This window comes from Maribacter arcticus (assembly GCF_900167935.1).
In the GTDB taxonomy this organism is placed as follows: domain Bacteria; phylum Bacteroidota; class Bacteroidia; order Flavobacteriales; family Flavobacteriaceae; genus Maribacter; species Maribacter arcticus.
In genome coordinates this window covers 64314-81732 of the sequence record NZ_FUYL01000013.1, presented here as the reverse complement: position 1 = coordinate 81732, position 17419 = coordinate 64314, and the positions used below count along the sequence as shown (strand labels likewise).

Below are 17419 nucleotides of genomic sequence, written 5' to 3'. Positions count from 1 at the left end.
AAAATTCGAAGTTATGGATTTTATGTTTTTTACTAGCTACTGACTTTGAAAAGATTCTTTAAATAAGTTTTGAAATTATAATAATTTGGTTGTATATTTGCAGCCCGTTACAAATAGTAGCGCTCATCTTGTCAGCGTAATGAACTGAAGTTGTTAAACAACAAGTAAGATGAAAACCCATATCGCGGGGTAGAGCAGTAGGTAGCTCGTCGGGCTCATAACCCGAAGGTCGCTGGTTCGAGTCCAGTCCCCGCTACTAAAGCTTAGGCTAATTAAACTAACGGTTTGTGTTCGCACAAGCCGTTTTTTTATGTCTAATTTTAAGGAGTTCATTACCTTTTAAGATGAAAGAGCATACAATTTTTCAGTAGAGTGAAACTTTTCAATCCTTTATTTGAACTTTAGTCTAAAGTAAGCTTTCTCTAATTGACTTGATGAAATCTTGATTATCAAGCAACCAAGCATTGATTCATTTCAATTTACACCTTTACAGGAACACCAAAACATTTAGTTTTCTCTAAATATTTTAAAAACCAAATCTTTGGTTAATTGCTGTCCTTTTGCTTTTTCACGAATAGAATCGTAACTAAACCTAAAATCGCAGCCCGTTTTATATTGGCTACAACCATAAGCTGTTTTTCCCTTAATAATAGTTCCTTTGTTACATTTTGGACAACTATTTTCTTCGGAAGACCTTACCGAAACAGGAAGACTTTTAATGTTTAATTGTTTTTTAGGTTCTAATTTTAGTTTAAAATTTTCATCAAATCTAATAAGACCTTCAATAGCGGCATTACGAACTTTAAAGCCTTTTAAATTTACGGTCGACCCTTTTTGCAACAATCTAATGTATTGTTTTTCTGAAATGGTTTTACCTTCAAATATAAATGGAATTATAAAATCGCAATTCTTTTTAAATTCAGAACAACCATAAGCATTTTTTCCTTTAAGGATAGATCCACTCTTACATTTAGGGCATTTATCGGATGATATTCCACTTGTTTTCTTGGCTGTTTTTTTCATTGTGCCAGCAGAATTATTATGTACTGACGAAATATTAGCTTTCTTAGTTTCACTTCTAACTTCGTAAACCAAACGATCTACCATTTGTTTCATTTGCTTAATAAAACTACCAGCACTAAATGTTCCTTTCTCAATATCTTTTAACTGTTTTTCCCACTTACCAGTGAGCTCGGCAGATTTTAATAATTCATTTTGAATAGTATCTATTAATTGAATGCCAGTATCCGTTGGGATTACTTGCTTTTTATTTCGTTTTATATATTTTCTACGGAATAAAGTTTCAATAATATTAGCACGTGTAGAAGGGCGGCCAATACCGTTTTCTTTCATAATTTCACGAAGTTCATCGTCGTCAACCTGTTTTCCTGCGGTTTCCATAGCGCGCAGCAGTGAGGCCTCAGTAAATTGCTTTGGAGGTTTGGTTTGTTTTTCTAAAAATGACGGTTCATGGGGTCCTCTTTCACCTTTTTTAAATGTTGGTAGCATTCCAGATTCTTTAGTTGCTGCATTAGGTGTTTCAAAAACAATACGCCATCCTTTTTCTAAAATCTCTTTTCCTGTGGCTTTAAACTTTACTTTTTCAGCTTTACCAATTACAGTAGTGTTCGAGACTTTACAGTCTGGATAAAACACTGCTATAAAACGACGTACAATAATATTATAAACCTGTTGCTGATTGTATTGCAAATTCATTTGCTGCCCAGTTGGTATTATTGCGTGGTGATCTGTTACTTTACTATCATCGAAAACCTTTTTAGTTTTCTTTAGCTTTTTACCATGTAAAGGTGCTGTTAAAGCTGTATAATTGGTTAAATTCTTTAGTATTCCAGGTACTTTTGGGTACACATCGTTTGGTAAAAACGTGGTGTCAACTCTAGGATAAGTAACTACTTTTTGTTCGTATAGTTTTTGAACAATCTTTAAGGTGTCGTCGGCACTAAAACCAAACTTAGTATTACAATAGACTTGTAAACCTGTTAAATCAAATAACTTTGGTGCATATTCATTGCCTGCCTTTTTTGCAGTAGAAACAATTTCGAAATCGTGTTCTTTTACAATTTTCGCCAGTTTTTCTCCATCTTCAACTTTAAGAAAACGCCCTTCTTCGTAGCTAAATAAAGTTTCGCGATAAAGGGTTTGCAATTCCCAATAAGGTTGCGATTTAAAATCCTCTATCTCCTTAAACCGGTTTACTAACATAGCTAATGTTGGTGTTTGCACACGACCAACTGATAATACTTGTTTGTAACCACCATGTTTTAAAGTGTACAACCGTGTTGCATTCATACCTAAAAGCCAATCTCCAATAGCGCGAGAAAAACCTGCATAATATAAATTATCGTAATCTGAAGATGGTTTTAAGTTTTTGAAACCTTCTGTTATGGCTTCGGTTGTAAGCGAAGAAATCCAAAGTCTTTCAACCTTGCCTTTATAATTCGCTTGATTCAAAACCCAGCGTTGTATTAATTCTCCTTCTTGCCCAGCATCACCACAATTTATAACAACATCTGCTTTATCGAATAATTGCTTTATAATTTTAAACTGTTTTCGAATACCAGAATCTTTAGATACTTTGGTTTCAAAATGTTCTGGCAGCATTGGTAAATTGTTTAGATCCCAACTTTTCCAATGCGGTTTGTAATCGTTTGGTTCCTTAAGCGTACAAAGATGCCCAAAAGTATAGGTTACAGCATAGCCATTGCCTTCATAATACCCTTCACGTTTGATGGTAGACCCAAGTACGGAAGCAATTTCTCTTGCTACAGATGGTTTTTCGGCAATACAGACTTTCATTTTATATATTGAAAATTTAAAAAAATCGAGTGCTATTATTATTCGGTATAAACTATTGATGATTTAAGGCATTTATAACCTCCAAGTTTACTGCTTTCACTTCTTTTATATTCATCTTATCTACTTTACGGTCATAAGTCATAAAACCGTTTACCTCTCCTTCAACATCAGTCGTTTGTGTATATACCGCAGCTGAGAATCCAGCCTTAACCAGTTTCTTCAATTCTTTAGCATACTTAACATATTCGGCTGTAGATTCTTTTGAATTTTTGAACTTAACATAGCCCCAATTATTATCAGGTTTCCATAAATGATTTTCTAAAGGAAGTCCAATTCCTCCATATTCACCAAGCACATTGACTCTTTGTGCATCATACAAATACATATCAGGACCTGGGTAGTTATGTAAATCAACAATATCACCTGTACGATAAAAGTTGCCTCCACTTGCAGAATTAACTAACCTATTTGAATCATATGCTTTTGTCCATTCTGTAATTTCTTCTGTTTTAAATTGGCCCCAAGCTTCATTGAAAGGTACCCAAACCACAATACTTGGGTAAGAGTATAAATAGTCCATTATATCCTTCCACTCTGTTTTATATATCTTTTCTGAAGCTGCACTTCTCTTTAGTTCGGTGCCATCAAAATAATTATGGCTCTGCCATTGAGGACTCTTGTCTCCACTTGGCATATCTTGCCACACCAAAATACCCAGCCTATCGCAATGGGTATACCATCTTGCTGGTTCAACTTTTACATGTTTTCTAATCATATTAAAACCCAGTTCCTTGGTTTTTTCAATATCATATTTTAAAGCATCATCACTAGGCGCAGTATATAGCCCATCTGGCCACCAGCCTTGATCCAATGGGCCAAATTGAAAATAATCCTCGTTATTTAGCTGCATACGAACAATACCAAAAGCATCCTTTTTCATACTAATCTTTCGCATACCAACATAACTTTCAACCTCATCTACAACGTCATTATTACTTAATATCTTTATTTTCAAATCATATAAAAATGGTGATTCTGGTGACCAAAGTTTCGCATTAGGTAACGACAAAACAAGTTCTTCACCAACAGCTGCTTTAGCCGTAGCTACTTCATTATCGCCTTCAAAAACAACAACTTCAATTATATCACCATACTCAACTCCTTTAACAATAGGCAACACTTTTATTATTCCATTATCTATATCAGGTACTGTCTTTATATGTTCAATATGTTTTTTTGAAACAGGTTCTATCCACACAGTTTGCCAAATTCCTGTTACAGATGTATACCATATTCCTTCTGGTTTATTCACCTGCTTACCTCTAGGTTGAGGACCATCGCTAGTAGGATCCCAAACCTTTACGGTTAACTGCTGCGGTCCATCAACAAGAAAAGGTGTGATATCAAATGAAAAAGGAGTATACCCACCCAAATGAGAACCTACTTTTATACCATTAACCCAGACAACAGTTTCCCAGTCAACAGCCCCAAAATGTAATAATATGGCTTGATTCTTCCAACTAGAAGACACTTCGAAAGTGGTATTATACCAAAGCTCTTTATCTGTTCCAACCTCTTTCATAACTCCAGATAAACTTGACTCGACCGCAAACGGAACTAGTATTTTACCTTGATAATTAGTCGGTGCAGTACTCCCTTTTTTCTGTATAGCATAATCCCAAAGACCATTTAAATTTCTCCATTCATCACGTTCCATAATTGGTCTGGGATATTCTGAAAGAACAGTATCTGGAGTGATTTTTTCAGCCCATTTTGTTTTGATTTTATCTCCCGATGGGCTCCATTGTCCCATTATTGGTTGAGAAATAGAGATAAGCAAAAGGAATAAAATTCGTAATACTTTGGTTTTTGGTGTATTCGAAATAATCTGGTTCATCTTTTGTTTTTTATAATTCAACTAAAATAAAATTATCAACTCAATATTAACCTACTTTTTGTGTCAATTTTTCCTAAATATAGGTCATTCAACGTTTTCATTCTTAGAGACACAAGAATGAACTAAATAGTCTTATCTATGAGACAAATTGTAGTGAGCTATTCGCTAAATTTTAACGATATTCGAACGTTTTTAAAAAACTACTAGCATCCTTTGTTTAATTCTAGAAGCTTGTAACTGAACCATCCTAAATAGTTAGGGGATATCTTCTTTTTTAAACCGAATTACTATAAGATATAGATTGGTCTTTAATAAAACAGTTTTTACAAGCACATTCTGCTTTAAGAAAGTGTAATAAATGACATACCCTCCATATAGCTTTTCAAGGGCTTATTTTATTTAATCTGGGCGTTGATTCTAAAAATATCGTTATAACATAATTCCCTTGATAAAGTAATTTTACCATCTATTTTGGCATTTCCAGTATTGGTGCTTACCTTGTTTAGCTTACACGTTTATTTAGTACCAATTACACATGATAACATTAATTGAAAGAGCCTCTTTGTTTACAGAAAGAGTTGCCATCAAAAGTGATGGTGAAAACCATACATACTACCAACTATTAGAGCAATCAGAACATGTTTCTGCTAACGTACTACAAGACAAAAAGGATTTAAACCAAGCTAGAATTGCTTTTTTAGTTCCTGCGAGTTTTTCATACGCCGCTGTTCAATGGGGAATATGGAGAGCTGGCGGTATTGCTGTTCCCTTGTGTGAAAAACATCCGCTACCTTCTATTCAATACGTTTTAGAAGACACGCAAGCCACAACAGTAATTTATACAGAAGCTTTTACAGAATTACTTTCTCCTCTATTTAAAAGCACCAATATTCGATTTATTAAGTATGCAGATATATCATTAAAAAAATGTGAATTACCAACTATTACCTTAGACCGTAGCGCACTTATTCTATATACCAGTGGTACTACCGGATTACCAAAAGGTGTCGTAACTACCCATGCCAATATCGAAGCACAAATTACTGCCCTGACTACCTCTTGGGAATGGAACAAAGATGATCATGTGCTAAATGTCTTACCATTACACCACGTACACGGCATTATAAATATGTTGAGTTGTGCTTTATGGAGTGGGGCATGTTGTGAATTTCTTCCAAAATTTAGCCCGAAAGCGATATTTGATATTTTCTCAAAAGACGAGGTTAATGTCTTTATGGCCGTACCAACGATATATTTTAAATTGATTACTTATTTCAACGAACGTACTACTACAGAAAAAAAGGAAATTTCAAAACACTTATCCAAATTCAGATTAATGGTTTCCGGTTCCGCGGCACTACCTGTTAGTGTTTTAGAGGAATGGAAAGAAATTAGTGAACATACCTTATTAGAACGCTATGGCATGACTGAAATGGGTATGGCCATTAGCAACCCATATAATGGCACACGTAGACCAGGTCATATCGGTCAACCGTTACACGGTGTATCTATTAGACTGGTCGATGAAAACAATCAAATTGTTACCGTTGGTGAACCTGGAGAAATTCAAATTAAGGGACCCAATGTTTTTAAAGAATATTGGCGAAAGCCTGAGGCTACTGCTGAGGCCTTTACTGCTGATGGATGGTTTCATTCTGGAGATATAGCCATATTCGATGTAGATAGTTACCAAATTTTAGGTAGAAATTCAGTAGATATTATTAAATCTGGCGGATATAAAATATCTGCTTTAGAAATTGAAGAAGTACTTCGTACACACCCCAAAATTAAAGATTGTGGTGTCGTTGGCATTCCAGATTTGGAATGGGGAGAAATTATCGGTGCAAGTATTGTTTTAAAACTTGATGAACTATCAGTTGAAGATTTAACATCGTGGATTCATGAAAAACTACCTGCTTACAAAACACCTAGAAAATACATTTTCCAAGAAGAATTACCCAGAAACGTTATGGGAAAAGTGACAAAGAATGACATCAAAAAACTATTTACATAAATTCACAGAAGTATGAAAATATATGGGGTAGCATTACTAGCAGCCTGTTTTTTACTCGGCAAATTTTTAGGAAATTTATTAGGCAAACTCATTAACATCAATAATGATATTGGTGGCGTAGGTTTTGCCATGATTCTATTAATGGCCTCGAGTATTTATCTTAGAAAAAAAGGTTGGTTAATTCCTGAAACTGAAAAAGGTGTTTGGTTTTGGAGCGCGATGTACATTCCCATTATTGTTGCTATGGCTGCAACGCTTAATGTAAAAGCTGCAGTTTCTGGTGGCTTCGTCGCTGTTGTTGCTGGTATCGTCACTACTATTATTTGTATGCTTTTAGTCCCTGTTTTATCTAAAATTGGCAGAAACAATGAAATTCCAAAAACATAAGTATGGAAATCATTGAAAAGATTATTTCAAAGAATGGACTCGTATTCGCATTTCTATTTGTAGGCATCATAATGCTTTTTTCTTTTTGGATTTCCAAAAAACTATTGAGGAACAAAATACCTGGGGTAGCCATTGCAATTCTAATAGGCTTAGCATTAGCATTTACTGGTGATAAGAAAGGTATGGCAGATATTCCCATTTTTGCAGGTATGGCAATATTAGGTGGGTCTATGTTTAGAGATTTTGCAGTGGTAGCTACTGCAATGAGTGCCGACATTTCGAAAATAAAACAAGCCGGACTTGCCGGTATCATTTCGCTACTTATTGGAGTCACTGTGACATTTTTTATTGGGGCTATAATTGCTTACTTCATGGGTTATACAGACGCGGTAAGTATGGCAACCATTGCAGCAGGTGCTGGAACCTACATTGTAGGCCCGGTTACTGGCACTGCACTGGGTGCAAGTTCTGATGTAATTGCTATTAGTGTAGCCACAGGAGTTGTAAAAACTATTTTCACCACTATTGCAACTCCATTGATTGCCAAACGAATTAAGTTAGACAACCCGCATGCCGCTGTTGTGTTTGGTGGATTGATTGGCACTACAAGTGGTGTTGTTGCAGGTTTGGCGGCTACTGATGAAAAGCTCGTTCCTTACGGAGCATTAACAGCAACATTCTATACAGGAATTGGTTGTTTATTATGCCCTTCCGTTTTTTATCTAATATTGAAATTTTTAGGTTTTTAATTTTGATAAAAACCAATCGTCGAAAATGGTTTACACAACTGCAGCAATATCGACAGCAACTTTTAACGTACTTTGTCCACTACCGTAAACCACTCCTTTTAACGGTGGTACATCATAATAATCTCTACCCCACCCTACAACTATATGTTGGTCTTTTGGAATCTGATTATTAGTAGGGTCAAAATCTACCCAACCGAAACTAGGTATAAAAATGGCGAACCACGCGTGTGATGCATCGGCGCCAACCAATTTTTTCTTTCCAGGAGCTGGTAAGGTTTCAATATAACCACTAATGTATCGTGCAGGTAAACCGACAGAACGAATACAAGCAATTGCAATCTGTGCGAAATCTTGACAAACTCCCTTTTTCTCTTTCATAACATCTTCTATAGGAGTCGAAATTGTAGAAAACTCTGAATCGAAATCGAAATCGGTATAAATACGTTGCATTAATTCGTAGGCTGCATCAAAAACGGAACGGTTTCCTTTAAAAGACAATTCAGCATAATCACGTATATTCTTATCTGTTCTTCTGATAAAAATCGATTCAAGAATGTACTGTTTTGCTTCGAGAATTTCAGGACTCATTCCTTTCAATGCAAATAGTGCATCATTCATGGTAATACTCGTACAAGCATCACTATTAAACAATTCATGATATTGAACATATTCTCGTTTAATTTTACTCTTGGTAGTTACCTTTAATACCTTATGCTCTGTTTGAATAGAAAAACGGGTAATAAAATTTCCAAAAAAATCAATACGTTCAGATATTTCAGCGGGTTCTGGAGTTATTTGTATTTTATAATCTAAAAGCTCTTGCCCCTTCGATTCCCTTGGTCGTAACGTAGCAATATTATGACAATAACTGACCGGGGCATTATATTCGTACTTAGTGGTATGTGTTACATTAAATATCATACTCAAATAGGAAAAGACTGTGTAAACAATTGATTTTGCTTGTCTGTGTGATTGAAATACGTGTTTGAAATAGATTGCGAGGTCTGATGCAGAAGCTTAGAGAGAGTTTTCATTAAATGATTAAGTTCTTCTCTAGCATAATCAGTTTCAGATTTTGTCTTAGCTAATTCTGTAGATTCTGCTAACCTCAACTTTGAAAAGGCCTCGAATACAAATTTCTGATAGTTACTTAATTGATGGTCTTGTTTCGAATGTGGTAAACGAGAAATATCTTTCTGTAATCGATTTATCATAAAGGTTAATGAACGTGCATAATCTAAATCAAGCACTACTAAATCAAGCACATGCTCTAACTCAATATGCGAACGATAACTGTATCGATAAATATTCAAACTTTCATGGCTTGTCAGTAAATACTCCAACAAATCATATTCTACCTGCTCGTCATATTTAATGGTTAGTAAGGCACGACATTTAGTAATAGTCAACGAGCTTTGCTCTAATTGCAATCCAATAAAATAAAGCAACAAACCTTGTTGCACCATAATACTTTCTTCAATCAACCCCATAAAAGCAATTAAGCGGGTAATTAATTGATTCAATACTTTTAAAATTCGGTTGATGGAATGATCCTCACCATCTACTAAAGAATTCCATAATTTTTGGATATTTTCAAATACACGCCACATATCTGAAGACCATAAATTACGAATAGAATAGTATGAATTACTGAACATACCTATGGTGTGGGCCAAACTACCAACTCTATTTTTATCTAAAATAACAGATAGCATTTCTTCGTAAGGATTATCCATTGCCAGTTTTCCATTCTTATCCTTCTCAATAAAACCTGGGTAGGTTGCCGTTAAGTGGGTAACGGCTTTGAACAACACTTTTAGCTTTTCAGAATCAGGTTTTTCATCCCTATTTTGTACTATAGCCATTTGGCGCATTACGGTACGTAAAAAGCGAGCGTTAACTAAAGTACGCCCAACATAACGCCCTGCCCAATATAAATTTTCTGCCGTTAGACTTGGCAAGTCATTTAATCCTGAAATTGCAACCGATGATTTCTGTTGCCATTGTCTACTTTTATCTTCTGTTGAAGCGGTCTCATCTAAAATCCATAAATCTTTACTTGTACCACCTCGCTGATTAGAAACCCTAACTGTTTCGCTGTCTGATGCAACCCTAACCAAACCACCCGGCATTACCGAATATTGGTCTTTTGAGGCAATACAAAATGCCCGAGCAACAACATTTCTTGGTTCTAAGCTTTCATTTGTAAGATTCGGAGCTGTAGAAAAATTAATATGCTCTTGAGCAACAAACCGATACGGTCGTTCTATAATCACTTTTTTAAGTGCATCTATCTCTTTGACACTCATTAACTCTCCAAAATAGATACTTTCTCTATTGGTACGATCTATTCTTTTAACTACTAATTTCGATAAATTTTCTAGTACGTAATTTTTCTCTTTTTCTTGTCCGCACCACCAAGAGGCTATTTGCGGTAATATCAACTCTTCTTTCAAGAAATATTTAGCAATCGCTGGCATAAAAGGAATTAACCCAGGATTTTCAATAACTCCACTTCCTATCGGATTAATGACCGATACATTTTTTCTTCTAACTACATCTAATAATCCTGCTACGCCTAAATGTGAATCTTCACGTAATTCTAATGGATCTGTAAATGCATCATCTACCCTACGCAATACTACATCTATCTGTTTTAAACCTTGTAATGATTTCATCCAAAGAAAACCATCGCGCACGACCAAATCATTGCCTTGAACTAATGGATATCCTAAAAAGGAAGCCATGTAGGCATGTTCAAAATAAGTTTCATTATGTGATCCAGGAGTTAGAATTACAATATTCGGATTCTCTTTTTTACCTGGAGCAGCATCAATAAGCATCTGATTGAATTTTTGAAAGAAACCAGACAACCGTTTAACATTCATTTTCGCGAACATCTCAGGAAGAATTCTACTGCTTGTAGATCTATTCTCTAAGGCATACCCCATACCTGAAGGTGCTTCTGTACGATCATTAACCACCCACAAACGACCATCGGTGCCGCGACATAAATCTGCTGCGTATATGGATAAAAACTTTTCCATATTAAGCTCCATTCCAGAGCATTGTCTTAAAAAACCACGATGCCCATAAATGACCTCATATGGCACAATACCATCTTTAATTAGCTTTCGCTCGCCGTAAACATCTTTTAAAACTAAATTGAGTAATTCGGCCCTTTGTTTTAAACCTGCCTCTACCCTATTCCATTCTTCTTGATGCAATACAAAAGGAACCACATTCAAGCTCCAAGGCCTATGCATTCCTTTTGGATCATTGTATACGTTGTAGGTTACGCCGTTCTCAGACAATAACCAATCAATATCTTTTTGGCGCGCCGTTAATCCATTCACCCCAAGTTTATCAAATCCCTTAAATAATTTATTCCAATAAGGTTTTACCTCATCGTTCAATGAATACATTTCATCATTGCCCTGATGGGTTTTGTAGCTATTTAACCAGCTGGTCTTCGTTGTTGGCATTACCTTTTTCAATTACTTCTTGCGTAAATCGGTTACATGTGGATACTCTGGATTTACCGGCATCTCCTTATATACAAATGTATTTGAACCTGACTTAGGTTCTACCATTCTACCGGTAAAATTTGTCGAAGCGACCAATTCTTTCGGTGTTACCTCATCTTGTGTTAAACCAATGTCCCAGAACCTATTTATTCTTCGTGACTCGGCTTCAAGACTATTTATAGGGTAATTATCATAGGAAAGTCCGCCAGGGTGTGCCACAAAATAAGTACAACCTCCTATTGATTTTTGGTTCCAATCATCTACAATATCAAAAACCAGTGGTGTATCTACACCAATAGTTGGGTGCAATGCAGACCAAGGATCCCACGCCTTAAAGCGTACACCTGCTACATACTCCCCTTTTGTACCTGTAGGACTAAGGTCTACTTTTACCCCGTTACAGCTCAACGTATACCTTTCTACAGTGAAGTTGTTAAGCTTTACTTGTATACGTTCTAAGGAAGAATCTACATAACGCGAAGTACCACGCCCTGTCATTTCTTCCCCCAATACATTCCAAGGCTCTATAGCCATACGAAGTTCTAATTGCATCGCATTTATTTCTACCATGCCATACAATGGAAAACGGAATTCAAAGAACGGGTCGAACCAATCTAACTTAAACGGATAACCGGCATCGTTTAATTGTTCTACAATATCTTTTATATCTTCTTTTACGTAATGCTCTAATAAAAATTTGTCATGAAGTTCAGAACCCCAACGTACCAACTTATGTTTATAAGGTTTTTTCCAAAACCAAGAAACCAAGGTACGCACCAATAACATTTGCATTAAGCTCATTTGTGCATGTGGTGGCATATCAAATGCACGAAGTTCTAGTATGCCTAACCTACCTGAAGAAGAATCTGGGGAATATAATTTATCGATACAAAATTCGGCCCTATGGGTATTTCCTGTAATATCGGTCAGTAAATGGCGGAACAACCGGTCGGTCAACCAAAAAGGCACTTCTTTATCGTCGGGTATTTGCGAAAATGCAATCTCTAGCTCATACAGATTTTCCAATCTAGTCTCGTCAACTCGTGGTGCTTGACTCGTTGGTCCTATAAATGCCCCCGAAAACAAATAAGACAACCCAGGATGATGTTGCCAAAACGTCAATAAACTTCGTAACAATTGTGGGTTTCGCAGTAGCGGACTATCCGCTGGCGTAACCCCACCTAATGTAACGTGATTTCCACCTCCAGTACCGGTATGCTTGCCGTCAAGCATAAATTTTTCTGTACCCAAACGTGCTTTTTTTGCTTCAGCATAAAGCGTCAACGTATTATCTGTAAGTTCTTTCCAATTATTTGCCGGATGAACATTTATTTCAATTACACCGGGATCAGGAGTTACTTTCAACACCTCTAAACGGTTATCGCGTGGTGGCTCATAACCTTCTAAAATTATCGGAGTGTTTAATTTTTTAGCGGTTGTCTCTATACTCGCCACTAAATCTAGAAAGTCTTCTGCGCTATCTAAAGGTGGTAAGTACAAGTATAATTTATCTTCACGAACCTCAGCACATATTGCCGTACGAACAAAAGGTTGATTTTTATTTTTTCTAGCCGTTGTTTTTCTTCGTTTTCTTCGTTGCAAGTCGACACCATAAGCAGGTAAAGCAGGCCTTTTCTCAAAAAGTTCTGGTTCTGCCGTTGGCTCTGAAGGAATCTCTGGATTTTTTGGCAACGAGTCTAACGGTAATCGCAACCCAATAGATGAGTTACCAGGTGTCAGCAATAAATGCTTTCCTCTAAACTCCCACGGATTGGTAATCCATTTGCCACTTTTCTTCACTAAAGGGAATATGTGGCCTACAGCCTTACCGATACCTTGCTCTAAAATATCGCCCAACTTTCGACGTAAGTGCGTATCGTTTTTATTGTATTTTTTGGGATCTACATCGATAGGTAATTTACCTTCTTCCCATAAAAAGTAAAAAGCATCTTCGTATGCAGGGGCAACAGAATCATCGTCAGTTCCTAAAAATTTAGATAATGTTTTTAAGAAGGTTTCCGTGATATTTACGGGTAGTTTATAATTTTCCGCAAAAGAAGCCAGTAACTTTGGATCTCTCCAAATAGGGTTTCCATCTTTACGCCAATGAACACCTATTAACCACCGTGGTAAAGGTTCTCCGGGGTACCATTTTCCTTGCGCATGATGTAAGACTCCGCCTTTTCCAAACACATCCATTAATCTTAAAGACAATTTACTTGCAAGCTTACGTTTATGCTCACCATCGGCCTCGGTATTCCACTCTCCCGACTCCATATCATCTACAGAAACAAAAGTTGGTTCGCCACCCATGGTTAATCTTACATCATTCGCCTGTAATTCATCTTCTACAACAAAACCTAAATCATAAATGGCTTTCCATTGGTCTTCTGTATAGGGTTTGGTAACCCGTGGAGACTCGAAAATACGTGTAACAGAATTCTCGAACTCAAAGGTAGTTTCGGCAAAATCGGAAAATCCACTAACAGGTGCTGCACTTTCATAAGAAGGTGTACATGCTAAAGGAATATGACCTTCACCAGCCAATAGACCAGATGTGGCGTCTAAGCCAATCCATCCCGCACCAGGTAAATACACTTCGGCCCAAGCATGTAAATCGGTGAAATCCTCTTCAGGACCAGATGGGCCGTCCAATGATTTTTCATCAGATTTCAATTGTACCAAATACCCTGACACAAACCGAGACGCCAATCCTAAATGCCGTAATGTTTGTACCAATAACCAAGCATAATCTCTACACGAACCTAATTTACTATCCAAAGTTTCTTCACACGTCTGCACCCCAGGATCCATACGTAATGTATAGTTTAAATGGTTGTACAAATCACTATTCAAACCGATTAGAAAATCAATACTACGCTTAGGTGTCATGTCAATTTTCGCCAACCAATCTTTTAAAAGCGGGCCACTTTCTACCTTCTCCAAATAAGGTAAAAGCTCTTTTTTCAACTCTTCAGAATAGGTAAATGGAAACTCTTCTACTGCTTCCTCAACAAAGAAATCGAACGGATTAATTGTTTTTAAATCTGCAATAATCTCGACATCTACAGAAAGTTCGGTGGTCTTATCTGGAAATACGATTCGCGCCAAATAATTACCAAATGGATCTTGTTGCCAGTTAAAGAAATGATTCTCTGGTTTTATTTTTATGGAATACGCCTCAATGGGCGTTCTACTATGTGGTGCAGGCCGCAATCTAAATATGTGTGGAGATAGATTTATGCTTCTATCGTAGATATATTTTGTCTTGTGTTTAATTGCAACTTTTAATGCCATAGTTTGGTCGTATTTCTGTCTTACCTAATATAAGCACTTATAATTATAATTGTATACCCAAATAAGTTAATCGTCTTAATTTTTATTCATAAAATAGCTAGGACGATTTTTATTGCTAGATTGATAATCTGGTGATTGATTTTCTATTTTTTCTATGAATTAAATACTTCTGTAACCAGCATTGAAAATGCATTAGACCTGCTAATAAGCAAATGGGTAAATTAAATCATTATTAATTTTTGTAAATTATAGTTCAATTTCAAATCAACTACAAAATGGAAAAGGCACTTAAAACCATGATTGACAATATGCCCAAAAAAACGGGTAAGTCCTTAAAAGAGTGGAAATCACTTCTAAACTTAAAATCATTTACAAAGCACTCTGAAGCTGTTAATTTTCTAAAAAAAGAACACGGTGTCACCCACGGTTTTGCGAATACAATAGTCACTTTATCCAAAGAGGAAAATAGCACACCAAACGACCTTGTCGAGCAACAGTACAAAGGGAAAGAAAATTTAGCCCTTATCTATAACGCATTATTAAAAGTGATAAAAAGATTCGGTGACGACGTAACTATCACCCCTAAAAAGACCACTGTCAGCTTGATACGAAAAACGCAATTTGCTCTTATAAAACCTGCAACGAAGACCCGAATTGACCTCGGACTTAAAATAAAGGATAAGCCTACAAACGGCCGATTAGAATCTTCTGGCCCTTTTGGCACCATGTGTACGCACAGAGTTCAACTCACCGATGCTAAGCAAGTTGATGATGAACTTATAGCTTGGCTTACCGAAGCCTATCAAAAAGCAAATTAATAGGTGTTTATTTTACTTAAAACTGATATTTATACACATAAAAATATTCTGTGCTTTCTGATACTATTACCTTTGCTACATGAGTATCGAACAAACTGCAATCAAGACCACTTATTTCAGTATTATCGGAAACATTGTCCTAGCATTAATTAAAGGGTTTGCTGGTTTTTTCGGTAATTCATATGCCCTTATAGCAGATGCAATTGAGTCTACAACCGATATTTTCTCTTCCTTTTTAGTGCTCCTAGGGTTCAAATATGCAGAACGCCCAGCAGATGAAAATCACCCTTATGGTCATGGTAAAATAGAACCTATAATTACTTTTTTGGTTGTAGCATTTTTGGTGATTTCTGCAACAGTTATTGCCTATGAAAGCATCGAGAATATTCAGACTCCGCATAAGGTTCCAAAAACTTGGACATTAATCGTTCTAGGTTTAATAATTGTATGGAAGGAAATTTCATACCGTATCGTGATTAAAAAAAGTGAAGAAACTAATAGCACTTCTCTAAAAGCGGATGCTTGGCACCATAGAAGTGATGCAATTACTTCTGTTATGGCCTTTATTGGTATTTCTATTGCTGTTGTTTTTGGTAAAGGATATGAAACTGCAGACGATTGGGCAGCATTACTTGCATCAGGCTTTATTCTTTATAATAGCTATTTAATTTTGAGACCTGCCCTTGGTGAGATTATGGATGAACAACGTTACGATGACCTCATAGAGGAAATTCGTATAAAATCAATAGAAGTTCCTGGAGTTACAGGAACAGAAAAATGCTTTATTCGTAAAGCCGGAATGCAGTTTCATATTGATTTACATGCCATGGTAGATGGTGATATTTCAGTAACCAAAGGGCATGATATAGCTCACTTACTTCAAGATCATTTAAAGGCTGAGATTCCTAATCTCTGCCATGTGTTGATTCACATAGAACCTGATGACCTTTAGTTTGGAATAGAAAACTAATCCATATTTGGAATCTCAATAAATAATTTAGACCCTAAAGATGTAGCAAAGCCAAAGCATCTTCAGTCTTTCCTTCTTCCAACCATTTTTGGGCTAGCTTATGAATTTCAGATACATTCATAGTTCCTTCTAAAATGGGCTTTACTTGTGGATGTTCTGCGACTTTTTCGATTGATTCTTTCGTTGGTAATTCTTCTAAATTCCCTAATCGGCCTAAATTATTACCTGTTAAAATTGAGCTATTACGTACCGCTGGTGGCAACATATCCACTCCGATTCCTTTTGTTCGAATAGGCTTAGGGATTTCGAATAAAGCATCGCCATTTGCTCTGCAATACCAATTACCACCCATACGCGCCACTAAATCTAATTTTGGAGTATCTAAATTCCCTTCCGCATCTAAATAAGCTTTCTTTACATGAATTTGAACCACTTTAGCTAATATTAAGTTGCCTGCACCTGGTCCGTCACCCAATGCAATTACTTTATCTACCACACACTCAAATGCAACGGGAGCTTCTCCTACTCTTGGCGGCTTCACTTTGTCACTAGGTACTTGCGTAAAACCAGCTTTTACGAACTCATTTACACCTTCATCATATTCGGTACTTGATAAAGACATTTGCTCTACCATATCATAATTTACAATATTGATGACCGTCTCTTTTACTTCTAGAACATTTTCCAACGTGTGTTTGGTGGTATTATCACGTCCTCTTCGCGAAGGTGAAAATATCATGATTGGCGGATTAACACTAAACAAATTAAAATAACTGAACGGACTCAAATTCACATTTCCATTCGCATCTATAGTACTGGCAAAACAAATAGGCCTTGGTGCCACGGCAGATAACAAATAGCCATGTAGCTCTTGTTGTGAAATACTGTTTGGATCTATAGAATTGATTTCCTCGTTCTTTGACATGCTGGTATAATTATTCTA

At 36.3% G+C, this 17419-nt stretch carries 11 protein-coding genes and 1 tRNA gene; 6 read left to right on the top strand and 6 right to left on the bottom strand.

What is annotated here, in order from left to right; translation table 11 throughout:
* The first annotated feature begins 183 nt into the window (after nucleotides 1-183).
* A tRNA-Met gene (locus B5X55_RS17675) sits at nucleotides 184-256 on the top strand.
* Nucleotides 257-507: 251 nt separating this feature from the next.
* Here the strand turns inward: B5X55_RS17675 and B5X55_RS17670 are convergent.
* Entirely contained in the window at nucleotides 508-2817 is a 2310-nt protein-coding gene (locus B5X55_RS17670) for a type IA DNA topoisomerase (RefSeq protein WP_079514384.1), read from the bottom strand.
* A 52-nt stretch (nucleotides 2818-2869) separates the two neighbouring features.
* Nucleotides 2870-4714, bottom strand: coding sequence for a glycoside hydrolase family 2 protein (locus tag B5X55_RS17665; protein WP_079514382.1), 1845 nt, complete (start codon nucleotides 4712-4714; stop codon nucleotides 2870-2872).
* Nucleotides 4715-5249: 535 nt separating this feature from the next.
* Between B5X55_RS17665 and B5X55_RS17660 the strand changes: the two genes are divergently transcribed.
* From B5X55_RS17660 to madM, 3 genes are read left to right on the top strand one after another with little or no spacing between them, the layout of a single operon-like run.
* On the top strand, nucleotides 5250-6728 hold the full coding sequence (locus B5X55_RS17660) for an acyl-CoA synthetase (RefSeq protein WP_079514380.1): 1479 nt from the start codon (nucleotides 5250-5252) through the stop codon (nucleotides 6726-6728).
* 12 nt (nucleotides 6729-6740) lie between these two features.
* Nucleotides 6741-7115 carry a malonate transporter subunit MadL gene (gene madL / locus B5X55_RS17655; RefSeq protein ID WP_079514378.1) on the top strand — a complete coding sequence of 125 codons (375 nt, stop codon included), beginning with the start codon at nucleotides 6741-6743 and terminating at the stop codon, nucleotides 7113-7115.
* 2 nt (nucleotides 7116-7117) lie between these two features.
* Nucleotides 7118-7864, top strand: a complete 747-nt coding sequence (madM, locus tag B5X55_RS17650) for a malonate transporter subunit MadM (protein WP_079514376.1) — start codon at nucleotides 7118-7120, stop codon at nucleotides 7862-7864.
* Between the two features lie 30 nt (nucleotides 7865-7894).
* On the opposite strand, the gene B5X55_RS17645 is transcribed toward madM, so the two are convergent.
* Genes B5X55_RS17645 through B5X55_RS17635 form a run of 3 tightly spaced genes read right to left on the bottom strand, consistent with a single transcriptional unit; the run spans nucleotide 7895 to nucleotide 14688 of the window.
* Nucleotides 7895-8785, bottom strand: a complete 891-nt coding sequence (locus B5X55_RS17645; protein ID WP_079514374.1) for a transglutaminase family protein — start codon at nucleotides 8783-8785, stop codon at nucleotides 7895-7897.
* A 2-nt stretch (nucleotides 8786-8787) separates the two neighbouring features.
* Nucleotides 8788-11349 (bottom strand): circularly permuted type 2 ATP-grasp protein, encoded by a 2562-nt coding sequence (locus tag B5X55_RS17640; protein WP_079514469.1) that lies wholly within the window; start codon nucleotides 11347-11349, stop codon nucleotides 8788-8790.
* Between the two features lie 12 nt (nucleotides 11350-11361).
* Nucleotides 11362-14688 carry a transglutaminase family protein gene (locus B5X55_RS17635; protein WP_079514372.1) on the bottom strand — a complete coding sequence of 1109 codons (3327 nt, stop codon included), beginning with the start codon at nucleotides 14686-14688 and terminating at the stop codon, nucleotides 11362-11364.
* 275 nt (nucleotides 14689-14963) lie between these two features.
* Here B5X55_RS17635 and B5X55_RS17630 point away from each other — a divergent pair, with 275 nt between their 5' ends.
* A complete protein-coding gene (locus tag B5X55_RS17630) occupies nucleotides 14964-15506 on the top strand; it encodes a DUF4287 domain-containing protein (RefSeq protein WP_079514370.1) in 543 nt (180 codons plus the stop codon).
* A gap of 79 nt (nucleotides 15507-15585) precedes the next feature.
* Nucleotides 15586-16458 carry a cation diffusion facilitator family transporter gene (locus tag B5X55_RS17625; RefSeq protein WP_079514368.1) on the top strand — a complete coding sequence of 291 codons (873 nt, stop codon included), beginning with the start codon at nucleotides 15586-15588 and terminating at the stop codon, nucleotides 16456-16458.
* Nucleotides 16459-16510: 52 nt separating this feature from the next.
* Here the strand turns inward: B5X55_RS17625 and B5X55_RS17620 are convergent, their stop codons facing one another.
* Nucleotides 16511-17401 carry a flavin reductase family protein gene (locus tag B5X55_RS17620; protein ID WP_079514366.1) on the bottom strand — a complete coding sequence of 297 codons (891 nt, stop codon included), beginning with the start codon at nucleotides 17399-17401 and terminating at the stop codon, nucleotides 16511-16513.
* Between the last annotated feature and the right edge of the window lie 18 nt (nucleotides 17402-17419).